The 26,267-nt window shown below is 47.5% G+C and carries 25 protein-coding genes, 1 tRNA gene and 1 rRNA gene; 13 read left to right on the top strand and 14 right to left on the bottom strand.

Going from position 1 to position 26,267, the window contains the following annotated elements:
• Positions 1-3: 3 nt before the first annotated feature.
• From Q4Q57_RS08150 to Q4Q57_RS08140, 3 genes are all read left to right on the top strand, one after another.
• Positions 4-738 (top strand): ATP-binding cassette domain-containing protein, encoded by a 735-nt coding sequence (locus Q4Q57_RS08150; RefSeq protein ID WP_107946174.1) that lies wholly within the window; start codon positions 4-6, stop codon positions 736-738.
• A gap of 94 nt (positions 739-832) precedes the next feature.
• Positions 833-1,972: an ABC transporter permease gene (locus Q4Q57_RS08145; RefSeq protein WP_311890509.1), complete on the top strand. Its 1,140-nt coding sequence runs from the start codon at positions 833-835 to the stop codon at positions 1,970-1,972.
• A gap of 108 nt (positions 1,973-2,080) precedes the next feature.
• On the top strand, positions 2,081-2,329 hold the full coding sequence (locus tag Q4Q57_RS08140) for a hypothetical protein (RefSeq protein ID WP_306684054.1): 249 nt from the start codon (positions 2,081-2,083) through the stop codon (positions 2,327-2,329).
• Positions 2,330-2,402: 73 nt separating this feature from the next.
• Here the strand turns inward: Q4Q57_RS08140 and mog are convergent, their stop codons facing one another.
• From mog to Q4Q57_RS08110, 6 genes are all read right to left on the bottom strand, one after another.
• On the bottom strand, positions 2,403-2,936 hold the full coding sequence (gene mog / locus Q4Q57_RS08135; RefSeq protein ID WP_106648670.1) for a molybdopterin adenylyltransferase: 534 nt from the start codon (positions 2,934-2,936) through the stop codon (positions 2,403-2,405).
• Positions 2,937-3,254: 318 nt separating this feature from the next.
• Entirely contained in the window at positions 3,255-3,719 is a 465-nt protein-coding gene (locus Q4Q57_RS08130; protein WP_105250911.1) for an NlpC/P60 family protein, read from the bottom strand.
• Positions 3,720-3,855: 136 nt separating this feature from the next.
• Positions 3,856-4,593 carry a sulfite exporter TauE/SafE family protein gene (locus Q4Q57_RS08125; protein WP_311890508.1) on the bottom strand — a complete coding sequence of 246 codons (738 nt, stop codon included), beginning with the start codon at positions 4,591-4,593 and terminating at the stop codon, positions 3,856-3,858.
• A 134-nt stretch (positions 4,594-4,727) separates the two neighbouring features.
• A complete protein-coding gene (locus Q4Q57_RS08120; protein WP_113941214.1) occupies positions 4,728-5,972 on the bottom strand; it encodes an MFS transporter in 1,245 nt (414 codons plus the stop codon).
• Positions 5,973-6,079: 107 nt separating this feature from the next.
• Positions 6,080-6,811 (bottom strand): LytR/AlgR family response regulator transcription factor, encoded by a 732-nt coding sequence (locus Q4Q57_RS08115; RefSeq protein WP_006083764.1) that lies wholly within the window; start codon positions 6,809-6,811, stop codon positions 6,080-6,082.
• The gene (locus Q4Q57_RS08110) at positions 6,805-8,478 is read right to left on the bottom strand and encodes a sensor histidine kinase (RefSeq protein ID WP_297895283.1); all 1,674 of its coding nucleotides are present in this window, start codon (positions 8,476-8,478) and stop codon (positions 6,805-6,807) included. Before Q4Q57_RS08110 ends, Q4Q57_RS08115 begins: the two co-directional genes overlap by 7 nt.
• A gap of 527 nt (positions 8,479-9,005) precedes the next feature.
• Between Q4Q57_RS08110 and Q4Q57_RS08105 the strand changes: the two genes are divergently transcribed.
• The 6 genes from Q4Q57_RS08105 to Q4Q57_RS08080 all read left to right on the top strand — a co-directional run bounded on the left by Q4Q57_RS08105 (position 9,006) and on the right by Q4Q57_RS08080 (position 16,096).
• Positions 9,006-9,929, top strand: a complete 924-nt coding sequence (locus Q4Q57_RS08105; RefSeq protein WP_311890507.1) for a pirin family protein — start codon at positions 9,006-9,008, stop codon at positions 9,927-9,929.
• Positions 9,930-10,201: 272 nt separating this feature from the next.
• Entirely contained in the window at positions 10,202-11,248 is a 1,047-nt protein-coding gene (locus Q4Q57_RS08100; RefSeq protein ID WP_012196484.1) for an ATP-binding protein, read from the top strand.
• A complete protein-coding gene (locus tag Q4Q57_RS08095) occupies positions 11,249-11,938 on the top strand; it encodes a response regulator transcription factor (protein WP_311890506.1) in 690 nt (229 codons plus the stop codon).
• 50 nt (positions 11,939-11,988) lie between these two features.
• Positions 11,989-12,687, top strand: coding sequence for a potassium channel family protein (locus Q4Q57_RS08090; protein ID WP_126490862.1), 699 nt, complete (start codon positions 11,989-11,991; stop codon positions 12,685-12,687).
• 1 nt (position 12,688) lies between these two features.
• Positions 12,689-14,050, top strand: a complete 1,362-nt coding sequence (locus Q4Q57_RS08085) for a TrkH family potassium uptake protein (protein WP_311890505.1) — start codon at positions 12,689-12,691, stop codon at positions 14,048-14,050.
• 459 nt (positions 14,051-14,509) lie between these two features.
• The gene (locus Q4Q57_RS08080) at positions 14,510-16,096 is read left to right on the top strand and encodes an SIR2 family protein (RefSeq protein WP_311890504.1); all 1,587 of its coding nucleotides are present in this window, start codon (positions 14,510-14,512) and stop codon (positions 16,094-16,096) included.
• A gap of 200 nt (positions 16,097-16,296) precedes the next feature.
• Here the strand turns inward: Q4Q57_RS08080 and Q4Q57_RS08075 are convergent, their stop codons facing one another.
• The 4 genes from Q4Q57_RS08075 to Q4Q57_RS08060 form a co-directional block, all read right to left on the bottom strand.
• Positions 16,297-17,481, bottom strand: coding sequence for an NAD(P)/FAD-dependent oxidoreductase (locus Q4Q57_RS08075; protein WP_311890503.1), 1,185 nt, complete (start codon positions 17,479-17,481; stop codon positions 16,297-16,299).
• 185 nt (positions 17,482-17,666) lie between these two features.
• Entirely contained in the window at positions 17,667-18,683 is a 1,017-nt protein-coding gene (gene gpsA, locus Q4Q57_RS08070) for an NAD(P)H-dependent glycerol-3-phosphate dehydrogenase (protein WP_006084809.1), read from the bottom strand.
• A 4-nt stretch (positions 18,684-18,687) separates the two neighbouring features.
• Positions 18,688-19,173 (bottom strand): protein-export chaperone SecB, encoded by a 486-nt coding sequence (gene secB / locus Q4Q57_RS08065; RefSeq protein WP_006083777.1) that lies wholly within the window; start codon positions 19,171-19,173, stop codon positions 18,688-18,690.
• A 295-nt stretch (positions 19,174-19,468) separates the two neighbouring features.
• Positions 19,469-19,903, bottom strand: a complete 435-nt coding sequence (locus Q4Q57_RS08060; RefSeq protein WP_006083779.1) for a rhodanese-like domain-containing protein — start codon at positions 19,901-19,903, stop codon at positions 19,469-19,471.
• A gap of 267 nt (positions 19,904-20,170) precedes the next feature.
• Between Q4Q57_RS08060 and gpmM the strand changes: the two genes are divergently transcribed.
• From gpmM to Q4Q57_RS08040, 4 genes are read left to right on the top strand one after another with little or no spacing between them, the layout of a single operon-like run.
• Entirely contained in the window at positions 20,171-21,715 is a 1,545-nt protein-coding gene (gpmM, locus tag Q4Q57_RS08055; RefSeq protein ID WP_259528823.1) for a 2,3-bisphosphoglycerate-independent phosphoglycerate mutase, read from the top strand.
• 10 nt (positions 21,716-21,725) lie between these two features.
• Positions 21,726-22,859, top strand: a complete 1,134-nt coding sequence (locus Q4Q57_RS08050; protein WP_311890502.1) for a peptidoglycan DD-metalloendopeptidase family protein — start codon at positions 21,726-21,728, stop codon at positions 22,857-22,859.
• 32 nt (positions 22,860-22,891) lie between these two features.
• Positions 22,892-24,097 carry a S41 family peptidase gene (locus Q4Q57_RS08045; RefSeq protein WP_011848272.1) on the top strand — a complete coding sequence of 402 codons (1,206 nt, stop codon included), beginning with the start codon at positions 22,892-22,894 and terminating at the stop codon, positions 24,095-24,097.
• 12 nt (positions 24,098-24,109) lie between these two features.
• A complete protein-coding gene (locus tag Q4Q57_RS08040; RefSeq protein WP_311890501.1) occupies positions 24,110-24,877 on the top strand; it encodes a divergent polysaccharide deacetylase family protein in 768 nt (255 codons plus the stop codon).
• Here Q4Q57_RS08040 and Q4Q57_RS08035 read toward each other — a convergent pair.
• From Q4Q57_RS08035 to rrf, 4 genes are all read right to left on the bottom strand, one after another.
• Positions 24,852-25,307 carry an Rrf2 family transcriptional regulator gene (locus Q4Q57_RS08035; protein WP_006083784.1) on the bottom strand — a complete coding sequence of 152 codons (456 nt, stop codon included), beginning with the start codon at positions 25,305-25,307 and terminating at the stop codon, positions 24,852-24,854. The two genes, Q4Q57_RS08040 and Q4Q57_RS08035, sit on opposite strands and share 26 nt — an antisense overlap.
• Before the next feature lie 22 nt (positions 25,308-25,329).
• On the bottom strand, positions 25,330-25,584 hold the full coding sequence (locus Q4Q57_RS08030) for a YkgJ family cysteine cluster protein (protein ID WP_006083785.1): 255 nt from the start codon (positions 25,582-25,584) through the stop codon (positions 25,330-25,332).
• A 346-nt stretch (positions 25,585-25,930) separates the two neighbouring features.
• Positions 25,931-26,007, bottom strand: a tRNA-Asp gene (locus Q4Q57_RS08025).
• Between the two features lie 36 nt (positions 26,008-26,043).
• Positions 26,044-26,159: ribosomal RNA gene (gene rrf, locus Q4Q57_RS08020) — 5S ribosomal RNA — on the bottom strand.
• Positions 26,160-26,267 lie beyond the last annotated feature (108 nt).

Raw genomic sequence — 26,267 nt, 5'->3', positions numbered from 1 at the left:
GCCATGATCAAAGTATCCAATCTTTCAAAACGCATCGGTGACGTGCAGGCGCTCAATGACTTAAGCTTCGTCGCACAAAACGGCCAAATCACAGGATTACTCGGCCCCAACGGCGCGGGTAAAACTACCTGTTTACGCACGATTTTTGGCTTGCTGAAACCCGATAACGGCAAAGCAGAAATCGAAGGCATAGATGTCGCCATCGACCCTATCGGCGCTAAGCAGCAACTCGGGCTATTCCCCGACCCTTTTGGTCTGTACGAACGTTTAACGCCGCGGGAATACATTCGTTATTTTGCCGAGCTAAGCGGCTTATCACCCAAGGAGGCCAAGGAAGCCACCAGCCAAGTGATTGCGAAATTACGTTTGGAAGACATTAGCGATCGCCGCTGCAAGGGCTTCTCCCAAGGACAAAGGATGAAAACCGCCCTCGCACAGGCAATCGTCCACAGCCCGAGCAACATTATCCTCGACGAGCCGACCCGAGGGCTGGATGTGATGAGCACTCGCCTGTTGCGTGACATTCTTATCGACCTTAAGAATCAAGGACATTGCGTGCTGTTCTCTAGCCATGTGATGCAGGAAGTCGCCGCGCTATGCGACCAAGTGATCGTCATGGCCCAAGGCAGAGTCGTCGCCATTGGCAGCCCCACCGAACTGTGCACCCAAACGGGTAAGGACTCACTCGAAGAAGCCTTTATTCAACTGATCGGCACAGATGAAGGGATAGCGGCATGATGACCCAGCAAAGATTACGCCCGCAGGTTTTATCCTTTAAAACCTTGATATGTAAAGGCATGACATTTAAGAACATGGTTAAAGGAATGACAGTATGAATAAAATAATCGCTATGGTTCGTAAAGAACTCATCGATGCCGCTCGCGATAAGCGCTCTGTGATGGCGGGGCTTTATTACGCCATCGGCACGCCGCTGATCATGTGCGGCCTGTTTATGGTGTTAATTGGTCAGCTAACGAGTCCAGACGATCTTAAGATCACTATTACCAACCCTGATAAAGCGCCGGATTTAGTCCGTTTTTTATCGAATAAAGGTATTAACAGCGGTGAAGCTAAGGACAGTGAACTTAAGGCCATAGAGCTTATCATCAGCACAGACTATGCCGCGCAAATGAACCAAGGTAAAGGCGCCGAGATCACGATTGTTGCCGATAATTCCAATGAAAAACTGCAAAACTCGATTCGCCGACTCGAGAAGCAACTGCAGTCCTACAGCACAGAAATGGGCAGTCTACGGCTGATAGCCCGCGGTATCGATCCCCGCGTGATGCAGCCACTGAAGGTCAGTGTCCACGACCAAGCGACCACAGATTCGAAGGGCGGGATGATCTTAGGTATCGCCATTTTCACTATGATCTACTCGGTATTTATCTCGGGGATGAACCTAGCGATCGACACCAGTGCCGGTGAGCGCGAACGCAACTCCTTAGCCCTGCTATTGAGCCATCCGCTGACCACTCGCCAATTAGTGCTATCAAAAATAATTGCGGTAAGCCTGTTCGCTTTGCTCGGTTTAGTGCTGATCTTGCTGGTGTCTAAAATCGCCTACGCCTTTGTGCCATGGCAGGAATTAGGCTTTAGCGTCAACATCACCACGGAATTTATGGCACTGATGTTAGTGGTCGGCATCCCCGTCGCGTTAATGGCCGCTTGTCTGCAACTGTTTGTGTCTTTTATGGCGAAAACCTTTAAGGAGGCTCAGTCCTATCTGACTATGGTGCTATTTGTGCCCTTAGCCCTGTCGATGGCCGCCAGTTACAACATAGCGCCAGATATGCTGCAGTGGTTGCCCGTCTCGGGTCAGCAACAGGCATTAATGGACTTTATCAAAGGTAAAGACTTGCCCATGCTGCAGTTACTGGTTTCGACCTTAGGCACACTCGCCATTGCGGTATTGCTCGCCTTTGGCATGGAAAGGTCACTCAAGAGTGAAAAAGTGATCTTCGGTTTATAGGGCGCTTCGATTGATAAACTTGGGGACGATAAACTTAAACCGACAAACTTGAGGGCGATAACTAAGTCGCTCCCAAGTTGAAAAACTCAATAGCTACGGGAGTTTGTTATGGAAAACGAATTTGTCTTAATGGTGATTATGGTCACCTTCATTATTGGCCTCAGCGCCACTGAAATGTTTAAACACTATCTAAAGGCGCGCCAACTTAGAGTGGGCACCGCAGACGATAGGCACCTTGAGGACAAAGTGACTCAACTCAACCTACAAAACCAAGCACTAATCGAGCGAATACAAATACTTGAAAAAATAGTGACAGAGCCAGAGTACGAGCTAAAGCAACAGATTAATCAGTTATGAATCCTAAGCTCCTCAAACAATAAAGCCACTGGATTTTCAGTGGCTTTATTGTTTTACAGGCTCGATAGCAAGATTACTTAGCCTTAGGCCTGAATGGCTTGATAACCGACTCATTGCACTCTAAATACGGGCCTTCCATCAAGTCGATACAGTAAGGAATGGCGGGGAACACGGCATCTAAACATTCGCGAATCGATTTTGGCTTGCCGGGCAAGTTCACAATCAATGAATCACCACGTAACCCTGCGGTTTGGCGCGATAAAATGGCGGTAGGCACAAATTTTAATGACTCGGCGCGCATCAACTCACCGAAGCCTGGCATCATGCGATCGCAGACGGCTTCTGTCGCTTCTGGGGTGACATCGCGTTTCGCAGGTCCTGTGCCGCCCGTAGTGACAATCAAACAGCAATCCTGCTCGTCGGCCATCTTGATCAGCGTCGCTTCAATCACATCCTGCTCATCGGGGATCACTTGATAAATCGGCTCCCACTCGCTGGTGAGATAGTCGTTGAGCGTGTCGATAATCGCCTTGCCTGAGATATCTTCATAAATTCCCGCGCTGGCGCGATCGCTGACCGTCACAATACCGATTTTTGCTTTGCTCATAGGAAATCCCCAATGATGTTGAAATGAAACATGCCGAAGTGAAAATTGTCGACATCAAGCATGGAAGAAGCCGCTACAGCTTCGACCTTAAGCCGCAGCTAAAATAGCATAAATGCTCGGAAAAGGGGGCGACTAAAACGTGATGGGGTTCGCGCAACACCGTTTAAACACTCGGAATTTAAAAATTGTTCATTGATGACAAACGCCTTCCCCAAAGCAAAGCAGCATTGGGCCGATAAAAACATGCCATAAAGGGAGATTGGCTCAGGCATTCTCACTGCAAGTTGAGCCATTCAAAAGATAAAAACGGTCAAAGGGCTAAATCCGCCGTGCATTCCAATACTTAGACGCCCAATAACTGTTATGCAAGCTCGAAATCTTCACCCCTTGGCTAGTGGAAACGTGGAGAAAATTATCGCCTCCTACATAAATGCCGACATGGTGTGTGCTCCAACCTGTCTTGAAAAATACCAAGTCACCCTTGCGCAGTTGATTTCTCGGCACAGGTTTACCTAAAGCTTGTTGCTCTTCGACTGTGCGCGGTAAGGTCATACCCAACATCTTCTGATAGGCGACAGACACAAAAGCCGAGCAATCTATGCCACGCTTAGTGCCACCACCAAGGCGATAAGGTACTCCGCGCCATTCAGAATGCAGTTCGGAGATATTGCTATCATTCCAAACCGTGGCGGGTTCAACTTGCTTTACCACAGGCTTAGGTTCTGGCGCGCTAGCACAAGCGCCAAGGCCTAAGGCTAAGATAACTATCAGTAATCGTTTCATAGCTTCAAACTCATTGCAGGCAGATTTCACAGTAACGTAATTTTGAGTTTTTATCAGGTAAATTCAGGGCGGCTGGGGATCAAAACGCCCCAACACCCGCGCACTCTAGCAGACTAATATAACCTAAAGCTTAAAACTATAACGCCGTCCACAATAAACGCACACCCACCAGCACCATTAAAATCAAGATGATGCATTTAAATAACCTATCGTCAATTTTATCTTGAATGAATAAACCTAACTTTACCCCTAACCATGCAAGCGGCACCAATAACAGAGAAACGATAATATTCTCTTGGTTAATCTGCCCAAGCAAACTGTAAGGAACAAGTTTAACCAGATTCACCACCGCAAAAAACACCACGGCAGTGGCTAAAAACTCCGTCTTAGCTAAACGCAACGGCAACAAATAAGCGTTAAGTGGCGGCCCACCCGCATGGGCAACAAAACTCGTAAATCCGGCGGTTAAGCCACACAAGCGCCCAACCAAAGGTGAAGGTAATGCTTGAGTTTTATCCCCAAGGATCAAACCATACAAACCAAAACCGAGGGACACACAGCCTAGAATCGCCCGTAAGTAATCTTCGCTTAATCGATCGAACAACCAATAGGCTATGACTATGCCCACAATCGCCGCGGGTAAGAGGATCCATAAATGACGCGGATTATGTTGCCCCCACCAAGAACGCACACTTAAAAAATCCATATAAATCAGCAGTGGTAACATGACTGCCGCCGCTGTAGCAGGGCCAATTGCCAGCGCCAATAGCGGGACAGTTAAGCCGCCCACGCCACCCGCAAAACCGGATTTAGAAATCCCAGTAATCAATACTGCGGGTATCGCCACCAACCAAAAAAGAGGGTCCGTTAACATCAACACATCCTGAATAACGCTTTAAGGTTATCAAGTTACCTGTTGTTGAGGTGATAAAAAAGTAAAAAATCCGCAGCCATTTGACTGCGGATTTTTGTTTTAGCTTTTGGCTAAGCCGGACTAAGTGTTTGTGCTTAAACCGATTCTGCCGTCATGTTCACTAAGCGAGGCGTACTCTTAGTCGCTCTCTTAGCTGACGCAGGGGTTTTGGGCTCTGGCATACGAATGGTTAATGACATGACTAACGCCACCACCAGTAGCACTAAAATCACGTTAAAGGTTGCAATAAACCCACCAAATAACGAGGCGACAATCGAACCGATAATACTGCCGATACCGAAACCTAAGTAGATAACGCCATAGTTTTTAGTCAGGTTATTCAGGCCGAAGAAGTCGCTCACCAATGATGGATAAACAGTGATAGTACCGCCAAAACTAAAGGCAACGCAGGCGACCGCGACGAAGAACAAGTTTGCATTCAAAGGAATGAACAACAGTAACACCATACCGACTAAGGTGATGATCTGCGCCAGCGAAATAACCCGAATGCGGGGGATTTTGTCCGACAGAATACCCAGCACTAAACGACCACTGAGGTTCGCCATAGCAATCACAGCAACAGCATTGGCGGCGACCAGTACAGGCAAGTCGACCATCTTCTCGCCGATATCTTTAGCCACACCAATCACATACAAACCACTCATACAGGCCGACAGGAACATCAGCGCCAGCATCCAGTATTGCGGCTTACGCATGGCTTCAGCGAGGGTGAAGTCGCGACTTTCGGCTTGCTGACTTGCGGCTGATTGTGCAGGCGCATCTTTCATCAACATACCGCCACACAAGACCAACGCCATGGCGATAAGGCCCCACAGTTGGAAGGTGGTTTCAAGGCCAGTGTTTTCGAGTAACAGCACGTTAATGTATTTAAATCCGAGGCTACCTAGACCATAAGCGCCAATCGCTAACGCCGAAATCAGCCCTTTGCGTTCGGGGAACCACTTCACGCAGTTAGACAAGGTCATCAAGTAGCCAGTGCCATCGGCAAAGCCCACTAAAATCCCTGCGCACAGGTAAAGCATCATCAAGTTACTGGCTTGGGCAGTGAGTAAGAAGCCAACGCCGAGTAACAGGCCTGCGCCTAAGGTGACATTACGTACGCCAAAGCGTTCCTGTAATTTGCCCGCCATGGAAGATGCCACGGCCAAAGACAAACTCAGCAAACCAAACACAAACGCCACTTGGCTGACGGGTTCGTCGAGCTTAACGGCCAACTGCGCATTGAACAGGCTCCAAGTGTAAACTGAGCCGAGTGCAAACTGGGTGATAATAGTACCAACTAAGGTCAGGTACCGAGTACGGTTCATCTCTTTAGTCATGATGCATCTCGCTTTAGGGGATCAGGAATTGAGTCCACTATAAGAGAGATGCCATTCGCGCCGATCAATTAAGGCATGAAATACAGATCTGCAGGAATGAATGACAATTACAGCCTCATCAGCTGTCGAAAAGCCTTAATATTACTACGGCTAACGGGCACCTCGAACGACAAATCATGCAAGCGGATCAGGTAAGTACTATTGAACCAAGGCACGATTTCGCGGATCTTGTTGATATTGACGCAATAGGAACGGTGGCAGCGGAAAAAGCCCTCGGCGGGCAAGCGGCTGACAAACTCGCTAATGGTCATCTGCATCACATAACGGTCGGTGCGGGTATACACATAGGTGAGTTTTTCATCGGCCTCGGCGTAATAAATTTGCTCGCAGGGCGTGACGATAATCCGCTCACCCTTGACTAAATTCACGGTACGACTGGCATTACTCGCCGCTTCATGTTGCGGCTTTGGCGCTTGTCGCCCCGCCTGTTCAATCTTCTGCAATAAGCTGATGATCCGCGGCTCATTGTAAGGCTTGAGAATATAATCGAAGGCTTCGAGCTCGAACGCTTCTACCGCAAATTCTTTATAGGCAGTCACAAACACCACATGGGGTGGATGGGTCGATTTATGCAGATTCTTCGCCAGCAATAGGCCATCGATGGACGGAATTTGGATATCCAAAAACACCACATCAACCTCGTGATCCTGCAGATATTTAAAGGCCTCCAAGCCATCCTCAAAGCTTGCCACTATGTCTATTTCACTGTGGCTCTTTACTAAATACTCCAGCTCCTCACGGGCCAGATATTCATCTTCAACTATGATGGCTTTTAACATACTTGCGCCTCATTTTCCGGTAAATAAAAGCTGACTTCAGTCCCAGGTTCAAGCCGTTTAAGCTGTAAACCTTCGCCGTACAATAACTTCACCCTCTGGTGCACATTCATTAGCCCAATACTGCTGCTTTCTATGCGACCCGCGGCGACGCCATCTATTACCTCCTGGCTGATGCCATAACCAGTGTCACGCACGGCCACGCGAATGCCAGCATCGAGTTTTTTCACTTCTATGGTCACTCTGCCCGGCGCACTACGTGGCTGAATGCCGTGCAAAATGGCGTTTTCCACCAGCGGCTGCAACAAGAGGCAAGGTACACAAAAATGCACATCGTCGACATCGAACACCACTTCAAGCTTGTCGCCAAAGCGCGCCTGCTCGATCGCCACATAATCGCGTACTTGTTTGACTTCCTCTTGGATATCAATCAACTCATCGCCCTTGGCTAGGTTATAGCGCAGATAATCGGCCAGATTGGCAATCAACTCCCGCGCCTGCTGCGGCCGAATACGGATCAAAGAAGAAATCGCATTGAGGGCATTAAACAAAAAGTGCGGGTTAATCTTGCTCTGCAGCGCAGTAAACTCCGCCTTGCGGGTCATCTCTTGCAGTTGCTCAATGCGCGACACTTCCATCTGGGTCGAAATCAACTGCGACAAGCCCACCGCCATTTCCCGCAGCGAGCTGGTAATCCGATAGTTATTGCGATAATAAATCTTCAGCGTACCGCTCACAGTGCCGTTTTCACGCAGCGGAATTATGATGACCGAATGAAAATCCGATAAATGATATTGGCGTAAGTCGTTGTTAATAATGTTTTGATCTAGCTCTATCGCCCTTTGAGTCATCTCGCTAATCGCTTGATGACCATCGACCTCGTAGTAATCTTTGCCAACGCCCATATAGGCTAATACATCGCGAGTATCGGTAATCGCCACGGCATCAGCATGGATTTCATTACGGATCACGCCGCACACTTGCTCTAAGGCATGGCGGTCAATTTTGCGGAAGAAAGGTAAGGTTTTGTTGGCAATATCCAACGCGAGCTTGGCCTGCTTGGCGGCAATGAGCTCTTTCTCATCATCGAGATCTTGCACTAGCTTAATAATCAGTCCGATACACACAGTGCCCGCAATCATGGGATAGGCAATATGGCTCACTATCTCTACACCTACTTGGTGCGGCTCTGTCAGCAGCCAAATCAACAACATGGTCAGTGTTTCGCACAACATGCCCGCCACAATGCCATAAATCCATAACTTAGATTTGGGGCATTTGTAGTAAATCCAGGTCGCCATTAGACCAGCAATAATGCTGGCGATTAAACACGGGATAGAAGTATCGCCATCCATATCAATCAAATATCTATGCAGCCCCGACAACACGCCCGCGGGAATGCCGACCCAAGGGCCAAATAAAATTCCACCGGAAATAATCGCAATAATGCGCACGTTAACCAGCGCACCTTCAACCTCAATACCGGTATAAGTACTAAACACCGCAAATAAGCAAAATATCGCCGCCACAGAGACCAGCTCTGCGGGGGTGTGATTACGCTTTTGGAATAAACGCTGGAACGGTCGAGTGCGGGTTAAAAAGAACAAGGTCATCAGCATCAAGGCCGCCCGTTCAAATACCGCCAGTAACATCATTTGATTTTCGAGCACGCTTTCCCCTTAATCAATCACGCTGAGTGACAGCCTAATTCTATATGTGAATTCTATCTGTGTTAGTGTTAAGCAGTATGCTGAATGGATTACGGCTTAGGCTGGCAATGTCGCCGCCAACGCCTGTACCGATAAAAGATAGACTCGATTTTGCAGATCTGACTTAACGCGTGAAGGATAAAAATCACCGAGACTAACCCTGAACTCGTCCGCTATTTACGGCTCGAGTAAAACATCAAACGCTAATGCCCCACATAAATACAGGCTTGCTAAAGTAAAGGACAGCAAAAACTCCCATACACGCGGGCTCAGTCACAGATTCACGTTTGAATTGGGTTAACAGAGTTATCCAAGGGCGATATTAACAGCTCAATTACCCAGCCATATGACAGCGTCGATTTGCAAAATCCACGGGAATACCCGAAGCTAAAACCTTCGGCTCGAATGCAAGGTGGGATCTGAAACCAGTTCAGCATGCCAGACTAACACTAACTAAGTGTGTCCTCGCAAAGGAATAAGGAGCGAACATGAGTGAAGTTCAAGCACAGTTTTATGGTGGCCCTAAGGAATGCCCTATTGAAAATGGCCGCATTCAAGTTCAACGAATTTCCCCCAAAATCAGTGATGTCGGCGGCATTCCCGTCGCACGGGCGATCCCACAAAAAGAGCGTCGTCTTATCGGCCCTTGGTGTTTCCTCGACCATATTGGCCCAGTCACCGACGGCCCTGAGCTAAACGTTGGCCAGCATCCGCACATTGGGCTGCAAACTTTTACTTGGATGCTCGAAGGCGAAATCATGCACAAGGACAGTCTCGGCAGCGCCCAAGTGATCCGCCCTAAACAAGTTAACTTGATGACCGCCGGACACGGTATCGCCCACACCGAAGAATCCGTCGCTGGCCATAGCACTATGCACGCGGCGCAGCTGTGGATTGCCCTGCCGCTTGAGCATAAAGATACAGCGCCGAGATTCGATCACTATCCCGAACTCCCCACGTGGCACGATGCGGGCGTTGATTTCACACTCCTAATCGGCAGTTGGCAGCATCAACAGGCGCCCACATTGCACTTCTCGCCGATTGTGGCGATGGATTTGTTTGCCGCCGAAAACACTGAGCTCACCCTGACTCTCGACCCGAGTTTTGAATATGCCCTCATGCCACTCGAAGGCTTTTTCCGTATCGATGACCAAAGCTTCAACAACAACGATCTCGCCTATCTGGGGATGTTACGCGAAAGCGTCACGGTCGAACTCGACGCGGGTTGCCGCATACTGTTGATTGGCGGCGCACCACTGGCCGACCCTGTCAGTATTTGGTGGAACTTTGTTGGCCACAGCAAAGACGAAATCGCTAAGGCTCAAGCGGATTGGGAAGCCAGATCTCCACGCTTTGATACTGTGCCAGGCTATGACGGTAAGCGCTTAGTGCCACCGCCGATACCTTGGTGATCTTTAGGCAGATAAATAGATGGGCAAATACTTGATAGCTAGCCCATTAGCATCAATCCGATAACGGCCCACGCCTAGAATGGCTTACCCCATGAGTCTATGGGGTAAGCCTGATTATTAGCTCGCAGCTTGATATGAGTGCGCGAGAACAGCCCGAGCAAACTGCACGCTAAGCCACTCACAGGGCTATAAATTTTACGGATTTTTTACGCGCTATCTTAAAATGGCTTTGCTAGAGTACAGACACTTTCTTTATATGCGTCTTTCTATCCATGACTTCATCCATAGCGGCTCCCATGACTCAATACTGGCGTTCGCACCCAACATTTTTTACCGGCACAGTGCTAGTTATCGCGATTTTTAGCAGTGCTTTTATCGATTATTTTGCTGGTTCCACCATAGCCGTGCTGCTGATCTTACAATTGGCCGTGGTCGCTGTGGCCCTGCAATGCAACGCTAACTTTGCCTATTTTGCAGCTGTGTTTGAGGCGACTAGCTTTAATTTTCTGTTTACCACCCCGCGCTATTCGCTACAGATGTTCAATCTTGAGGACATTCTCAATCTAACTGTGTTTTTACTTGTCGCCCTGACCACCAGCAAATTAGCCGAACTTTATCGCCGCCAACAAGCAGCACTCGAACAGGCTCAGTTACGCAACAGCATCTTATTGTCGGTTTCCCATGACTTACGCACCCCGCTCTCGACCATCATAGGCACCCTGACGACCCTGAAGGAATACATGCCTAAGCTCAGTGCGTCGCAAAAGACTGAGCTGATTGATAGCGCGGCTGCCGAGAGCCATCGTCTGCATCAATATATCGAAAACCTGTTACAGGCCACTAAGTTACAACACGGCGCACTCAAGTTCAGCCTGAGTGAAGACGCCATGATGAATGTATTGCATCAAGCTATCGGCCGCTTTCCCGCCGCGCAGCCACGAATTGTTATCGACAGCGAGGCCGAACTGCCGCCACTGATGATCAGCAGCTCTTTGATTGAACAGGCCATTTTTAATGTGCTGGATAATGCGCTGCGCTATTCGCCCTTAGATAAACCCGTCACAGTAAAAGCTTACCAGCAGGGCGATATGCTGCGGTTAGATATTCAAGATGAGGGCGTAGGCATCGCCGCCGCAGAGGCGCAGGCTATTTTTGAACTTTTTTATCGCCAGCATCCCTCCACTGATGGCGGCGCAGGCCTTGGGCTTGCCGTTGCTAAGGGCATAATTACCGCCCATGGCGGCCAGATCAGCGCCGAACCTGTGGCTAAGGGCAGTCTTATTCGTATTGCTTTGCCGATTAAAAAGGGGGAGCAATAAATGGCTTACAAGGTGCTGGTTGTCGATGATGAAGTGCAAATTCACACTTTTATGCGGATATCGTTAGAAGCGGAAGGCTTTGAATATCATGGCGCCGCCTCGATTGCCTCTGCCCTCGCCCAATATCAAGCACAGCGGCCACACGTGTTAGTGCTCGACCTTGGCTTACCCGACGGCGATGGCATCTGCTTGCTGCAAACCCTACGGCAGCATGACAAAGTGCCCGTGCTTATCTTAACCGCCCGCGATCAAGAGGAAGAGAAAATCCGCCTATTGGAAGCGGGCGCCAATGATTATCTCAGCAAGCCATTTGGGATCAGGGAGTTAATCGCGCGCATTAAGGTATTAGTCCGCGACTTAGTGGACGAACCCGCCTTGAGTGATGTGCTGCAATTTGGCGCACTTAAGCTGCAAAAAAGTACCCACCAGCTTTGGCTCGACCAGCAAGAAATCGCCTTAACTAAAAAGGAATTCGCCCTGATTGAGACCTTAATGTCTCACCCCGGCCAGTTAGTAAAACAAACTGAATTGCTGCGGGATATTTGGGGCGAAACCCATACCGATGACAATCATTATCTGCGGATCTTGGTCAGTCAGTTACGCAAAAAGCTTAACGACAGCACAGAGCAACAGCTGATCAAGACAGAAGCGGGACTCGGTTATCGCTTGACTGACATGAGTCAAAAATAACGTTTTTATCATCAACCACACTTTCAAAAAAATCGTAAAAGGATGTTTGTATGGCACATTTTACTGTCATCGGATTAGGCCGCTTCGGCGTCGCTGTTAGCCGAGAACTGATCCACTTAGGTCATACGGTCACTGGTGTCGATAATGACCATAAAGCTGTTGAAAAATATGTAGAAGTTCTTACCGAAGCCGTAATTTGCGATTGCGCAGATGAGGCGTCGCTAAGGGAACTCGATCTTGCCAGTAGCGAAGTTGTGATTGTCGCTATCGGTTTTGATATGCAATCGAGCCTGCTGTGCACACTGGCACTGAAAAATCTCGGCGTGCAAAATATTTGGGTTAAAGCCAGTAATAAGGCGCACCACACCATATTGTCTAAACTCGATGTTACTCGGATTATCCACCCTGAAGAAGATATGGGGGTCCGCGTCGCCCAGTCGCTAAACTATCCCATGGTGAATAACTTTCTCGCCATCGGCGATGGGCTCTATATTGTTGAAATCCATATTAAAGCCCATTTGCATCAAGCCACTGTTGGCCAACTGCTGGGGAGCTTGCAAGAGAAAAACACTGATGAGCAAATCAACGTGCAACGCAGCCCTAAGGGCAAAGTCGCGCCGTTAATGGTCAAACGAGAGCAAAGTGTATTTAGCAAGATTGATAGCGATTTTACCTTGCACACAGAAGATGCCCTATTCCTTTGCGGTAGCCGTGCCGAGTTAAAACAGCTCGCGCCAAGGTTGGTGTAAGGTGGTTCAATGGCATCCTTCGCTCACCCTAGAGCACACTCCTAAAACCGGCAAAAAACTCTTTGGCGCGCCGCCCTTTATCTTAAGTGCAAGCTTTGCTCTGTTAATCCTCGTCGGCACATGTTTACTTAAACTGCCCATCGCCACTGTGTCGCCCATTACTTGGCTGCAAAGCCTGTTTACCGTCACCTCGGCGGTGACAGTAACAGGGCTTGTGGTCGTCGATACTGGAAGTGTGTTCACGCCCTTTGGCCAAGTGATAATCGCGCTGTTAATTCAATGCGGGGGTTTAGGCTTGATGACCTTTGCGATTGTCACCCTTATCGCCCTTGGCGGTAAGATTGGCTTCTTGCAGCAAACCGTCGCAAAAGAGGCGTTTAATCAAACCGATACATCGACATTAGTCTCAACCGCCAAAGCCGTATTTGTGTTTTCGCTGTTGGTTGAAACCGTAGGCATGCTGATTTTATCAGTACATTGGAGCCATGAACTCGGCTGGCAAACCAGCTTATTCCACGGTTTTTTCTATACGATTAGCGCCTTTAACAACGCAGGTTTTGCCCTCAGTGCCGACAGCCTAATGCCCTATGTGGCCGATCCCGTGATCAACCTAACCATCACAGGTTTATTTATCATTGGTGGTTTAGGATTTTCGGTGTGGATAGATCTTCGTAGGAACAAACGTTGGTCAAAACTCAGCGTTTACAGCCGCATGATGATCACCGGCACTATTATCATCAACGCGGTCGCCGTGATTGCAATTTACTTTATTGAGTACAACAACCCCAACACCTTGGCGCCCTTAAGCGAACTCGGCAAATGGTTAGCCTCATGGTTTCAAGCCGTTACACCGCGCACCGCAGGTTTTAATACCCTAGCGATTGACCAACTCGAAGACGCCAGCACCTTGCTCATACTCGTGCTGATGTTTATCGGCGGCGGCTCATTAAGTACCGCCAGCGGCATTAAAGTCGTCACCTTTATGGTACTGATTTTGGCCACTTATGGTTATTTACGCCGCGACGAAGCCATCTATGTGTTTAAACGGGAAATCCCCAAAGATACCGTCAGCAAAGCCTTAGCACTGACCATTATCTCTCTGGTCGTATCTTGGCTGGCCATTTTCATATTGGTATTAAGCGAGAAAGCGCCGTTAATCGATATCGTCTTCGAGGCCATATCCGCACTGGGTACAGTCGGTTTATCCCGAGGTTTAACAGGTAACTTAACTAGCCTAGGCCAAGCCATCATCATCTTTATGATGTTCATGGGTCGCCTCGGCCCACTCATGCTCGCCTATTTCCTCGCGAATCCAAGGGTGAAAAAACTGCGCTACGCAGAAACCAAACTGGCAATTGGGTAAGGATTAATTAATGGTGACACAATAAATTTACTGATAATCAGAGATTTGTAATATTGAGCCAGCGGGATAATCGAGTTGACTATGGATCAGCTCTCTAGAAATTTGATTCATCTTAAGGGAAAAAACTTCTCCAGAATAGCAGCAAACGGGTGACTAGGACTGGTTTTAGCGGTTAGCGTGAATCAATCTGGAACAACGTGATTCACTAACTCATTTGGGGACAAAAGTGCTTGATTAGATAATCTCAATATGAGCCTTAGCTGATTAGATAAAGTATTTTCGTAGGATGCTGCAGAAGCATAAAGAGCCTCTTTTACATTTTTAATTAGTTCGTTTCGTCCCTTAATGCCCCCTTGATTTCAGTTCATGAGGCTGCTGCCCCCCAGAATTATTGTTTAGACTTGTAATTAATTTCAAAAACATTTATAAAACACTAACTTAAAAATTAACGGATAGTTGATGAGTAGCTACAGTGTTAAAGACCTCGCCGAATATATAAGACGAGCTAAGAGGGAAAATAAACCCTTTGTTCTGTTTACTGGTGCTGGTTGTTCAAAGAGTGCTGGCATTCCACTGGCTTCTGAACTGGTAAAGGAAATTAACGAAAAGTATGCACTTGACCTAAAAGAGCTCTCCGATACAGATAAACGCAATTATGGTCGCTGCATGGCTGCGCTGACAAAAGAAGACAGACGAGAGCTTTTAAAAGATTATATTCAAAAGGCTAACATTAATTGGGCTCATATTGTGCAAGCCTTGCTGTTGGAGAAGGGGTATATCCAAAGAGTCTTGACCTTTAACTTTGATAATATCCTTTCAAGAAGCTGTGGTCTGCTTGGTCTTTACCCATCTATTTACGACTTTACATCGGCAAACTTAGATTTATTGAATCTGATTATTGATCCCTCCATTGTTCATTTGCATGGGCAAAGTCATGGCTTTGTTCAGCTAAATACTGATGAAGAAACTAAGCACCATGCTGAGAAGCTTAGCCAGTTTGTTGCAAGCACGCTGAGTCAATCCCCAAGTATTTTCATCGGTTATAGTGGCAATGCAGATGCATTTTTCCCGCTTTTAAAAGAGAAATTTACTGGTCAGAAAAGATTATTCTGGATTGGTCGAAATGAAAAAGCTCCAGAGCATGTTAGTGAGAGTCTTATTGCTCCCAATAATGTTGCGCACTACTTGCACTATGAAGATGCCGATCGATTTTTTATCGAACTTGCTCAGGAGTTGGAGTGTTTTCCTCCTAAGGCGTTTGAAGATCCATATGGCCACCTGTTGGACCAGTTGCAGCCAGTGCTTGACTTTCCAACCCAACAGCACAATGAACTGGATATTCTGGCATCAACTCGAAGTATGTTAAAACAATCTCAAAAAGAGAGAGGGCAAAGAGCTAGACCAAACTTTGAACTACTCCTGATGAAAGGCAAGTACAATGATCTCATAGCTCTGGCCAAAGAGACGGAGCTGAACGAAGAAGAAAAGGTGTTCGTTGCGTGGGCAGAAATTGCGCTTGGGAATCAATTAGTAGAGCAAGCTAAACAAGCGCAACAGCCGGAGTTATTTGAGCAAAGTGTTAAAAAGTATCAGGCCGCGTTGGCGATTAAGTCTGACATGCATGAAGCCCTTAACAACTGGGGGAGTGCCCTTTCAGACTTAGCGAAACTACAACAAGAGCCAGCATTATTTGAGCAAAGTTTTGAAAAGTATCAGGCCGCATTGGCGATTAAGCCTGACATGCATGAAGCCCTTAACAACTGGGGGAGTGCCCTTTTAGACTTAGCGAAGCTACAACAAAAAACAGAGTTATTTGAAGATGCAAAATCTAAGCTCAAACAAGCCCGCTCAGTCACCAATCAACCAAACTATAACTTAGCTTGCCTATACTCATTACTGCATAATGACTTAAATTGTAAAGAGGAACTCTTTGCCTGCTATAAGGCAAAAATCTTACCTGATAAAAACCATTTGAACACTGATACGGACTTGGATTTTGTAAGGGATAGAGAGTGGTTTAAAGAACTATTAGATACTCTGCCATAAGGCTAAAGCAGCTAAAGAGGGTCCAGTTTTGTAATGTTAATTCATTAGATATTCTATAAATCAATCTATGGTCGATGATTTATTATAAACTGGACCTAGCGCAAAATTGCAAGATATTGACAGGTCTAACTCACTGAGCCAAGCGTTTTACATTAAGAGTTGATAGGAAGATTAGCAGCACTCTTTTGTGCCGACAGGGGCTAAACAGCCCTTCCTGCAGCCACGCCAGATGCCCAGGCCCATTGAAAATTAAACCCTCCTAACCAACCACTTACGTCCATAACTTCACCAATAAAGTAGAGTCCTGCGACTTTGCTGGCTTCCATGGTTTTGGATGACAACTCATTACTATCAATACCACCTAAGGTCACTTCTGCGGTGCGGTAGCCTTCAGTGCCGTTCATTAATAGTGTCCAACGGTGGATATCATCGACTAATTTTGCGCGCTCAGCGTGCACTAGCTGATTTAAGGCTTTGTTCAACAGGGCTTCATCGAATAGCACTTCGACCAAACGTTTAGGTAACCATTGGCTGAGGGTATTGCGCAGGCTTTGTTTTGGATGCGCGGTGAGCTGTTGCTCTAGCAATTGCGCCAAATCCATATTCGGCAAGAGATCGATTTCTATGGTTTCGCCCGCTTTCCAATAGTTGGAAATTTGCAAAATTGCAGGGCCGGATAAGCCGCGGTGAGTGAATAGCAACGCTTCGCTAAATGCAGTGCCATCTTTGGCGGTAATGCGGCTCGGCACGGCTATGCCCGACAAAGGTTCGAAGCGAATTTTATCTTCACTGTGCCATGTAAAAGGTACTAAACCCGCGTGAGTGGGTAATACTTTGAGACCAAACTGCTCTGCCAGTTGATAACCGTAAGGCGTAGCGCCAAGCTTAGGCATGGATAAGCCGCCCGTGGCGATAACCAGTGAGTCACAGCTCAGTTCGCCGTTAGAAGTATTGAGCTCAAAGCGCCCTGCTTCTGTCTTTTTAACGGCCAGAATATCAGTGCGCAGCTTAATGGTCACGCCCGCCCATTCACACTCAGTCAATAGCATAGTGACTATCTCTTTAGCTGAGTCATTGCAGAACAATTGGCCATGATCGCGTTCGTGGTATTCAATACCGTGGCGCTCGACCAACTCAATAAACTGCTGCGACGAATAACGCGCGAGTGCCGACTTAACAAAGTGGGGATTACCACAGAGGAAGTTAGCGGGCTCGACTTTAAGGTTGGTGAAGTTACAACGCCCGCCGCCGCTGATGAGGATTTTACGCCCCGCTTGCTTGGCATTGTCGAGTACGAGTACATCACGGCCTCGGTAACCCGCGGTCGCTGCACACATCAATCCCGCGGCGCCGGCTCCGATAATAATGACATCATGATGTTTCACGCTCTTACTCCACACAGATAAATTAATTGGTATTGGCTGCCAACGGGCAGTTTGCTGACTCGCGAACCTTTAGCAAGCAAGTCAGCAACCGCTAAACGGAGCAAAGATACACTCAAACGCTAGGCACAAAAAAGGGCGCTATTTTAGCACCCTTTCCTTTATTCAGCATCATCACGGCTCGCGGTTTATTGCGCGGGCGTTTCTGATTTCTTTTCTCTGCTGAGCAATTCTTTCGCAGCATCGACGGGCGATTTACCTTGGTACAAGACTTGGTAAATCTGCTCGGTGATTGGCATTTCAACCCCAAGGCGTTTCGCAAGCGTAAACACTTCTTTGGTATTGCGATAACCTTCAACCACTTGGCCGATTTCAGCCTGTGCAGTGATCACATCACAGCCTTTACCTAAAGCTAAACCGAAACGACGGTTACGGGATTGGTTGTCGGTACAGGTCAACACTAAGTCGCCTAACCCCGCCATTCCCATAAAGGTGGCCGCATTGGCCCCTAAGGCTTCGCCTAAACGAGTTAACTCGACTAAACCACGGGTAATCAAGGCCGTTCTGGCATTGGCACCAAAGCCGATGCCGTCAGACATACCCGCACCAATCGCGATCACGTTCTTTACCGCACCGCCAAGTTGCAGTCCGGTAAAGTCGTCGTTGGCGTAAACCCGCAAACGTTTAGGGCTGTGTAACAGCTCGACGAGATCGTTGGTGAACGTAGGACAAGTACCCGCAACCGAAATGGCCGTAGGTAAACCCATGGCTAATTCTTTCGCGAAGGTCGGCCCAGATAACACCGCCAGCGGATATTGCTCACCTAACACATCACGGGCCACATCTTGCAGCAAACGTCCGGTTTCAGGCTCGAGCCCTTTCGTTGCCCATACGATGCGCGCATCGCTACGGAGTAACGGTTTAGCTTGCTCAAGCACAGTTCCAAACACATGGCTTGGTACTACCACTAACACATTGTTACTGGCAGCTAAGGCTTTGGCTAAATCGGCTTCGATCTGTAAACAATCAGGAAACGCAATACCAGGCAAAAATGCTTGGTTGCACTTGTCTTGAGCGAGCGTTTGCATGTGGACAGGATCGTGTCCCCATAACAAGGTCTTATGACCGTTGCTGGCTAAAGAAATGGCAAGGGCGGTGCCATAAGAGCCCGCCCCTAATACCGTGATATCGGCAGAGTTTTTCATGTAATTAAGCGTTAGCTTCTTCGGCAGCTGGTGCAGTCGCAGCAGCTTGACGTTGTTGCACGTATTGGGCAAACAGCGCGTCGAAGTTGACTGGTGCTAGGTTCAGTTGTGGGAAAGTACCACGACCGACTAAGCTACCCACGGTTTCGCGAGCATATGGGAATAGGATGTTAGGGCAGTATGCACCTAATGAATGGGCCAATTGTGGCTCAGTCAGACCAGTGATAGAGAAGATACCGGCTTGTTGTACTTCACATAGGAAAGCGGTATCGCCACCGTTTTGTGCAGTTACCGTTAAAGACAGGACAACTTCATACACATCGTCAGCTAATTTAGCGCTGCGCGTGTCTAAATCTAACTTAACTTCTGGGTTCCATTCTTTTTGGAATACAGCTGGGCTGTTAGGCGTTTCGAAAGACACATCTTTAGTGTAAACACGTTGGATGTTGAATTGTGGGGCTTGTTGTTCGTTGTTTGCTACTTCAGCCATAATTTCCTACCTATCCTATCAATGTTGTATCGGCTTTTCGTTGAAAGCCAATTATTATTTGAAAGCCAATTCATCTTTGAACGTAAATTGGCTCGGGGCTTGTGTTACTCAAGGCCTGTATCAGATCTCGGTATCATCCCAACTTGCACCCATATTCGGGTATCGATCGAACCAGTCTAAAAACTTACATTAAGCCCTTAGCGACCGCAGGATCAGTATGCCAAACAATGATGACTGTATTGCTGCACTGCCTAAAGGATAGGGTGCAGCTTAAATCATAACTGCCGCCGACAACTTATCTTTTGCTTTTTGAAACAGGCATATTTGCTGCCTGCCATTCACCCATACCACCTTTCAAGTTATACAGGTTTTCGAAACCTTGTTGACTTAAAAGCTGAGCGGCTTGAGACGAGGTCATGCCAGCATTGCATACCAATATAATGGGACTGGCTTTAAACTTTTCAAGGGCAGATATCTGATTATTTTTAATATCTGCTAGCGTAACGTTAATTGCATCAACAATATGCCCCTTGCGGAACTCGTCATTAGAGCGCACATCAACGACTTTAGCGTCCTGTCTGTTCACCATAATTGTCAGTTCTTGGTGAGAAATACTTTTGATTTTTGACATGCTCGATTTGATGATACTAGCGACAAGCACAACAAATAATCCCACCCAGGCCAGACTTAACATTGAGTGAGCTTTAAAAAATTCGATATATTCTTGCATGATGATTGCCCGCATAAATGGCGAAAATTCGATAAGGGCACAGAGTATACCGATTGCCTTGGCAGATTGCAGCAGTTTAGTCACAGTTCGAGATCGCACTTTTAGCGCAATTGCCTAGGTGCTTGTTACAAGCCACTCACAGAATCGGACGAATTAGTGATTCGATGACCTTAATCGGGGTAAAGCGCTTTTTCATACCCCGCTAACGTAGTAATATTTGACCAATTTCAGATTTCTATCGCTTCTATAAAACTTAAAGGTATCACTATGACGACAGCTAAACGTCCGCTCGCGTTGTTGATCCTCGATGGCTGGGGCTACCGTGAAAACACGCATAACAATGCGATTTTCCACGCCAATACTCCGGTACTCGACCGTCTCAACGCTCAATATCCCCATAGTTTGATTTCAGGTTCTGGCTTAGATGTAGGCTTACCTGATGGCCAGATGGGAAATTCTGAAGTTGGCCACATTAACTTAGGCTCTGGCCGTGTGGTATATCAAGAACTCACTCGCATCAGTAAAGCCATTGCAGATCATGAGTTTGAACAAAATCCAGCCCTGTGTGATGCGGTTGACTCGGCCATTAAAGCCGGCGGCGCAGTGCACATTATGGGTCTGCTTTCTGCCGGTGGTGTTCACAGCCATGAAGAGCATATCGAAGCGATGTGCCGTATGGCCGTTGCCCGTGGCGCAACTAAGGTTTATCTGCACGCTTTCCTCGATGGCCGCGATACACCGCCGCGCAGCGCTAAGGGCAGCTTGAGCCATTTTGATGATCTGTTTACTACATTAGGCCATGGCCGTATCGCCTCGATTATTGGTCGTTACTTTGCAATGGACAGGGATAATCGTTGGGATCGCGTCTCGCAAGCCTACGATTTGATCACCCAAGGTAAGTCAAAATTCCAATACGACAATGCGGTTACTGCATTAGAAGCGGCTTACGAGCGTAACGAGAACGACGAGTTCGTCTCTTCATCGGCGATTACTGATGCAGACGGCCAAGTTGCCACCTTGCAAGATGGCGATGCACTGATATTTATGAACTTCCGTGCCGACCGTGCCCGTCAAATCACCCGTAGCTTTATCAATCCAGACTTCGATGGTTTTGAACGCGCTGTAGTGCCGAAAATGCACTTTGTCACTCTGACTGAGTACGCCGGCGACATCAAAGCCCCTATCGCGTATCCATCTGAAAACTTGGTGAATACCTTAGGTGAAGTGCTGCAAAAACAAGGTCGCACTCAACTGCGAATCTCTGAAACTGAGAAATACGCCCATGTGACTTTCTTCTTCAACGGCGGCAAAGAAGAGCCATTCGAAGGTGAAGATCGCATCCTAATCAACTCACCTAAAGTGGCGACTTACGATCTACAGCCTGAGATGAGTTCAGCCGAGCTGACCGACAAGTTAGTGGCGGCAATTGAATCGACCAAGTACGACGTGATCATCTGTAACTATCCGAATGGCGACATGGTTGGCCACACGGGTAATTTCGATGCCGCCGTTAAAGCCTGTGAAGCGGTTGACGCTTGTATCGGCCGTGTAGTGGATGCACTGGCGAAGGTAGGAGGTGAATGCATTATTACCGCCGACCACGGCAACGCCGAGCAAATGACGGACGAAACCACAGGTCAGGCGCACACAGCCCACACCAGTGAACTGGTACCTTTCGTCTTTGTGGGCCGCGATGCGACCATAGATGAAGGTGGTAAACTCAGCGATGTCGCACCGACCATCTTGACCTTGATTGGCGAAGCCATTCCAGCAGAGATGACGGGCAAGCCCTTAATCCACATTAAAGAGTAACCGTTACCTAGTGAGCACTCGACTCCTTGTTAAAGCCAGCATTCTTGCTGGCTTTATGATGTTATCTTTCTCGGCCAACGCTTCTGATTTGGAGAAGCGTCAGTCCGAGTTGAAATCAATCCAATCGCAAATAAATCAACAACAAAGCGCGTTAAAAACCACCAGTAAACAAAGAGATAAATTGCTGTCATTGCTGCGAAGCGATGAAGAAGCGATTGCGTCAGCGGCCAAAAAAGTCAACAGCACCAAAAATAGCTTAGCGCAAATAGACACTAAACTGACCGAGCTGAAACAACGTCAAGATGAGTTAGAAACGCTAAAAGTGAGTCAGCAACAGACACTGTCGAAACAGCTGTCGAGCGCCTATCTTGCCGGTAATCACGATTACACTAAGATGATGCTCAATCAGCAAAGTCCTGCCACTATCGAGCGTATGTTGGCCTATTACCAATACCTCAATAAAGCGCGGATGAAGTCGATCAACGAATTAAAGCAAACCTTGACCGAGCTAGATGAGATCAAGGTGTCGCAAACGAGTAAGCAAAAGCAATTAACCAAACTCGTGGCCGAACAACAGGTCCAAGCCAAACGTTTGAGCCAAGAGCAAGATCAGCGACAACTGACCATCAAAGAGCTACAACGCACCTTAAATTCTAAGGGCGCTGAGCTGGAGCAGTTGCAAATTGAAGAGGCCAGCTTAAAGCGTGTGGTCGAACAAGCGCTGCGGGCCATGAAAGACAATCCTTCGATGGAAGGTTTTGGTAAACAAAGTGGCAAACTCAAATGGCCGACGAAAGGTCGCGTCAGTGCCAGCTTTGGCAGCCAACGTTCCGGCCAAGTGGTGTGGAAAGGCACTATGTTATCCGCACCAGAAGGGCAAAATATTCGAGCCGTTTCAGGTGGTAAGGTTATTTATGCCGACTGGTTACGTGGTTTTGGTTTAGTGATGGTTATCGATCATGGCAAAGGTTATATGAGCCTTTACGGCCATGCTCAAACCCTATTAAAAAGCCCTGGCGACATGGTAAAAAGCGGCGAAGCGATAGCTTTAGTCGGACGTTCGGGTGGACAGAGCGAGGCTGGCCTATACTTTGAAATAAGGCACAAGGGGCAAGCCGTCGATCCAGCGAAATACTGTCGCTAATCATAACGGTCCCCTCATCACAGGGGACGGCTATGAAACACATGATCCGCTATATCAGTTGCGTTGGATTAGGCCTGACTTTGGGCCTATCCATTAGCCTCTCTAGTCAAGAGAACGCTAAGTCCTATCGCAGTGATTTTGACTATCCTTTACTGCAAGATGTACTTGAAACCGTTGAAACTTATTACGTAAAAACCGTTTCGAAAGAAGAGTTAGTGCAAGCGGCAATCAAAGGTATTTTTGAGCACTTAGATCCCTATTCTAGCTTTTTGAATCACCAAGAATTACTCGATCTCAAAGACTCCAATCGCGGCGAATATTTTGGTTTCGGCTTCGAAGTCGCAACCCAAAATGACCACATCAACATCATCGCCCCCTTCGCCCATTCCCCTGCAGAACAAGCCGGAATACGCGCAGGCGACATTATCGTTAAGCTCAACGACACACTGGCGACCGAGACTAACCTCGCCAATATCCTTGCCGAGATAAAAAAACATAGCCTCAGCAATCAAAGCATTAAGTTAGTGCTTAAGCACAGCAATGACGATGCGACCTTTGAGGTGTCACTCAAGCCGAGCACTATCACTATCGAATCTGTCACCACTCAATTGCTTGATGGCAATATTGGGTATGTCAGATTAAGTAGCTTCCAAGAAAACTCGACCGAAGATATGGTGCGTTCACTTAGCCAATGGCAAAACAAACCGCTCGCCGGGCTCATCTTAGATTTACGTAATAATCCCGGCGGCCTGCTCGACCAAGCCGTTAAAATTGCTGACCTATTCCTCGCCAAAGGCCGAATAGTCTCAACCTCTGGCCGCTTCTTCGATGCCAACTCCGACTACTACGCCTCACCACAAACCATGCTGACTAACGTGCCCATGCTAGTGTTGATCAACAAAGGCTCGGCCTCTGCATCCGAAGTGCTCGCCGCCGCACTGCAGGAAAATGGTCGAGCTAAGCTGTTAGGTGAAACCAGTTTTGGCAAAGGCACAGTACAAAGCCTGATCCCCATCTTAGAAGATGGTAACGCGATAAAACTCACCATTGCCCAGTACAATACCCCCAGAGGTGAAAACATTCACAACATAGGAATCGTCCCTGACATAAAAATTGCCGCAGAAACTGGTTCCGGCGCGGGTAATTTGGCTATAATCGACGCCCTATCCGCCCATGCATCTCTGGCCCAAGATCATCAAGTGACCTCAGCCATTGCATGGATACAGCATCATGACTAATAAGAAGAAACTGTGCGCTTACTTTATTCCTTGGCCCTATTGGCCCTAAGCATTTCTCAAAGTCATGCTGCCCAGATTGCCCTCATTATTGATGACATAGGTTATCGTCATACCGATCAAGCCGTGCTGGCACTGCCCAGCACAGTGACACTCTCAGTGTTGCCTCATACTCCTCTTGGCAAAGAACTCGCAAATGCTGGCCATAAAAAGGGCCACGAAATCATGCTGCATCTGCCTATGCAGGCGCTTAATGGTAAGGCGTTAGGGCTAGGGGGATTGACCAATACTATGACTGAGGTACAAATTCGCGCCAGTGTTGTCGATGCAATTAACAGCGTTCCTTTTGCTAAAGGTGCCAATAACCACATGGGGAGCTTACTGACCCAACTCGATGATCCTATGCTGTGGGTGATGGAAACCCTCAAACAAAAGCATCTGTATTTTATCGATAGTATGACAACAAAGTTCACAAAGGCGGGAGAGACAGCGGATCAGTTAGGCGTGCCGTTATTAAAACGCCAACTGTTTCTAGACAATGACATCAGTGCTAAAGCACTCGAAAGACAATTTAGCTTAATGATAAGTCAGGCACATACTCAAGGTAACCTAGTGGCGATTGCCCATCCTTATCCAGAAACCATGCGCTTCTTAAAGGCCAATCTACAAAGACTAAAAACCGAGGGGATTGATCTAGTACCTGCATCAAGCTTGCTCCCCATCGGCATTGCACACAAAAATGGAACTAATAATGGAACTAATCCAGCTGTAACACTGAGATAGACATGTCAGGCAGCAAGGCAAGTAACTCATCACGATTACTCACAATGTCCAGTAGGGTATATTGATCAAGCACATTCAAATAGGCTTCAACTGCTTGTGCTAACACGCCTTTCAACTTACAGGCAGGCGTGAATCGGCAGTAAGGTTTACTGCAATCAATCGGCGCTAACGAGTTTTCTAACACCCGAACTAACTGACCTAAGTTAATCTCACTCGCAGGCTTACCCAAACGGAAACCGCCCATCTTGCCGCGAATGGTTTCTAGGTAACCCATCTTGCCTAAATGATGCACTATCTTAGAGACATGATTTGGAGACAGATCAAATACCTGAGTAATTTCAGCAATTCTAAATAAAGTGGTTCTGTCTGGCTGAACCGCCAAATACATCAAGGTTCGAACGCCAAAATCGGTATAACGAGTTAACTGCATATTTCACCTGTCAGCGATAAACTTAATGAGAGGTTTGAGCTTCGAGTTGGGTAATCAACCAAAGCGCCTCTTCGTTCGAATGACCGCATACATCTTCCGATGCATCGAAATCACTGCAAACTGCGGGACGATCGGGCGAGCCGAAGATCAAACATAAATTGGCATCACTCAGCTGCACACAACGCTCACCCGCAGCCTTACCATTTGGCATACCTGGAATACCGCTGCTAATTGAAGGCGCAATACAGCAAGCACCACACCCAAGACGACAATTCATTTTCGTTACTCATGAAAGACATAAGGCATTATACCGTTTAATTTGTCCGAGATCAGTGTCACAGGTCAATACTGCCAAGTCGCGCACAAGCGCCATTCTGTGCGAGAAAGATATAATATGAATAAAGTAGGACAAACTTAGACAAAAAAAGTAGGCTGAGATTTAAATTTACTACGAATGAGTTGCAACCTTTAAACAGACTTTCATTCTATGCAGGTAGAGACGATGAACTCATGAACACGACGCCGGGGTGGGCTAGAACCTTGCAAAAGAAGCCGCGACAATAGAAATAAATTGCATAACGAAAAAAGCCTCTACATTGCTGTAGAGGCTTTCATCTTTATGTTGGCGGAGCGGACGGGACTCGAACCCGCGACCCCCGGCGTGACAGGCCGGTATTCTAACCAACTGAACTACCGCTCCTTTAGTCTAACGTTTGCACGTTAACCTAAATTAGGCGCTTGGCGATGACCTACTCTCACATGGGGAGACCCCACACTACCATCGGCGCGTTTGCGTTTCACTTCTGAGTTCGGGATGGGATCAGGTGGTTCCACAAGGCTATTGTCACCAAGCAAATTCTGTTTATTACCGTGGCCATCTCTGGACCACGTTAATAATAATTCGGAAAGCTGATTTGCTTTTTTTGAGTCTTTAACTTTATCAAGTGTCGATATTCTGTC

It is taken from the genome of Shewanella sp. SP2S2-6, assembly GCF_031931965.1.
GTDB lineage: Bacteria > Pseudomonadota > Gammaproteobacteria > Enterobacterales > Shewanellaceae > Shewanella > Shewanella baltica.
The sequence above is the reverse complement of the archived record's forward strand: the minus strand, read 5'-3'. Positions and strand labels throughout refer to the sequence as shown.

What these genes read in the sequence shown, in the direction of transcription:
- mog (WP_106648670.1), bottom strand. Translation starts at nt 2,936, where the DNA reads ATGAGCAAAGCAAAAATCGGTATTGTGACGGTCAGCGATCGCGCCAGC.
- Q4Q57_RS08115 (WP_006083764.1), bottom strand. Translation starts at nt 6,811, where the DNA reads ATGTTAAAAGCCATCATAGTTGAAGATGAATATCTGGCCCGTGAGGAG.
- Q4Q57_RS08060 (WP_006083779.1), bottom strand. Translation starts at nt 19,903, where the DNA reads ATGCAAGAATATATCGAATTTTTTAAAGCTCACTCAATGTTAAGTCTG.
- Q4Q57_RS08030 (WP_006083785.1), bottom strand. Translation starts at nt 25,584, where the DNA reads ATGAATTGTCGTCTTGGGTGTGGTGCTTGCTGTATTGCGCCTTCAATT.
- Q4Q57_RS08105 (WP_311890507.1), top strand. Translation starts at nt 9,006, where the DNA reads ATGAGTGAAGTTCAAGCACAGTTTTATGGTGGCCCTAAGGAATGCCCT.
- Q4Q57_RS08090 (WP_126490862.1), top strand. Translation starts at nt 11,989, where the DNA reads ATGGCACATTTTACTGTCATCGGATTAGGCCGCTTCGGCGTCGCTGTT.
- Q4Q57_RS08150 (WP_107946174.1), top strand. Translation starts at nt 4, where the DNA reads ATGATCAAAGTATCCAATCTTTCAAAACGCATCGGTGACGTGCAGGCG.
- gpsA (WP_006084809.1), bottom strand. Translation starts at nt 18,683, where the DNA reads ATGAAAAACTCTGCCGATATCACGGTATTAGGGGCGGGCTCTTATGGC.
- Q4Q57_RS08045 (WP_011848272.1), top strand. Translation starts at nt 22,892, where the DNA reads ATGAAACACATGATCCGCTATATCAGTTGCGTTGGATTAGGCCTGACT.
- Q4Q57_RS08095 (WP_311890506.1), top strand. Translation starts at nt 11,249, where the DNA reads ATGGCTTACAAGGTGCTGGTTGTCGATGATGAAGTGCAAATTCACACT.
- Q4Q57_RS08130 (WP_105250911.1), bottom strand. Translation starts at nt 3,719, where the DNA reads ATGAAACGATTACTGATAGTTATCTTAGCCTTAGGCCTTGGCGCTTGT.
- Q4Q57_RS08100 (WP_012196484.1), top strand. Translation starts at nt 10,202, where the DNA reads ATGACTTCATCCATAGCGGCTCCCATGACTCAATACTGGCGTTCGCAC.
- Q4Q57_RS08125 (WP_311890508.1), bottom strand. Translation starts at nt 4,593, where the DNA reads ATGTTAACGGACCCTCTTTTTTGGTTGGTGGCGATACCCGCAGTATTG.
- Q4Q57_RS08080 (WP_311890504.1), top strand. Translation starts at nt 14,510, where the DNA reads ATGAGTAGCTACAGTGTTAAAGACCTCGCCGAATATATAAGACGAGCT.
- secB (WP_006083777.1), bottom strand. Translation starts at nt 19,173, where the DNA reads ATGGCTGAAGTAGCAAACAACGAACAACAAGCCCCACAATTCAACATC.
- Q4Q57_RS08035 (WP_006083784.1), bottom strand. Translation starts at nt 25,307, where the DNA reads ATGCAGTTAACTCGTTATACCGATTTTGGCGTTCGAACCTTGATGTAT.
- gpmM (WP_259528823.1), top strand. Translation starts at nt 20,171, where the DNA reads ATGACGACAGCTAAACGTCCGCTCGCGTTGTTGATCCTCGATGGCTGG.
- Q4Q57_RS08145 (WP_311890509.1), top strand. Translation starts at nt 833, where the DNA reads ATGAATAAAATAATCGCTATGGTTCGTAAAGAACTCATCGATGCCGCT.
- Q4Q57_RS08140 (WP_306684054.1), top strand. Translation starts at nt 2,081, where the DNA reads ATGGAAAACGAATTTGTCTTAATGGTGATTATGGTCACCTTCATTATT.
- Q4Q57_RS08120 (WP_113941214.1), bottom strand. Translation starts at nt 5,972, where the DNA reads ATGACTAAAGAGATGAACCGTACTCGGTACCTGACCTTAGTTGGTACT.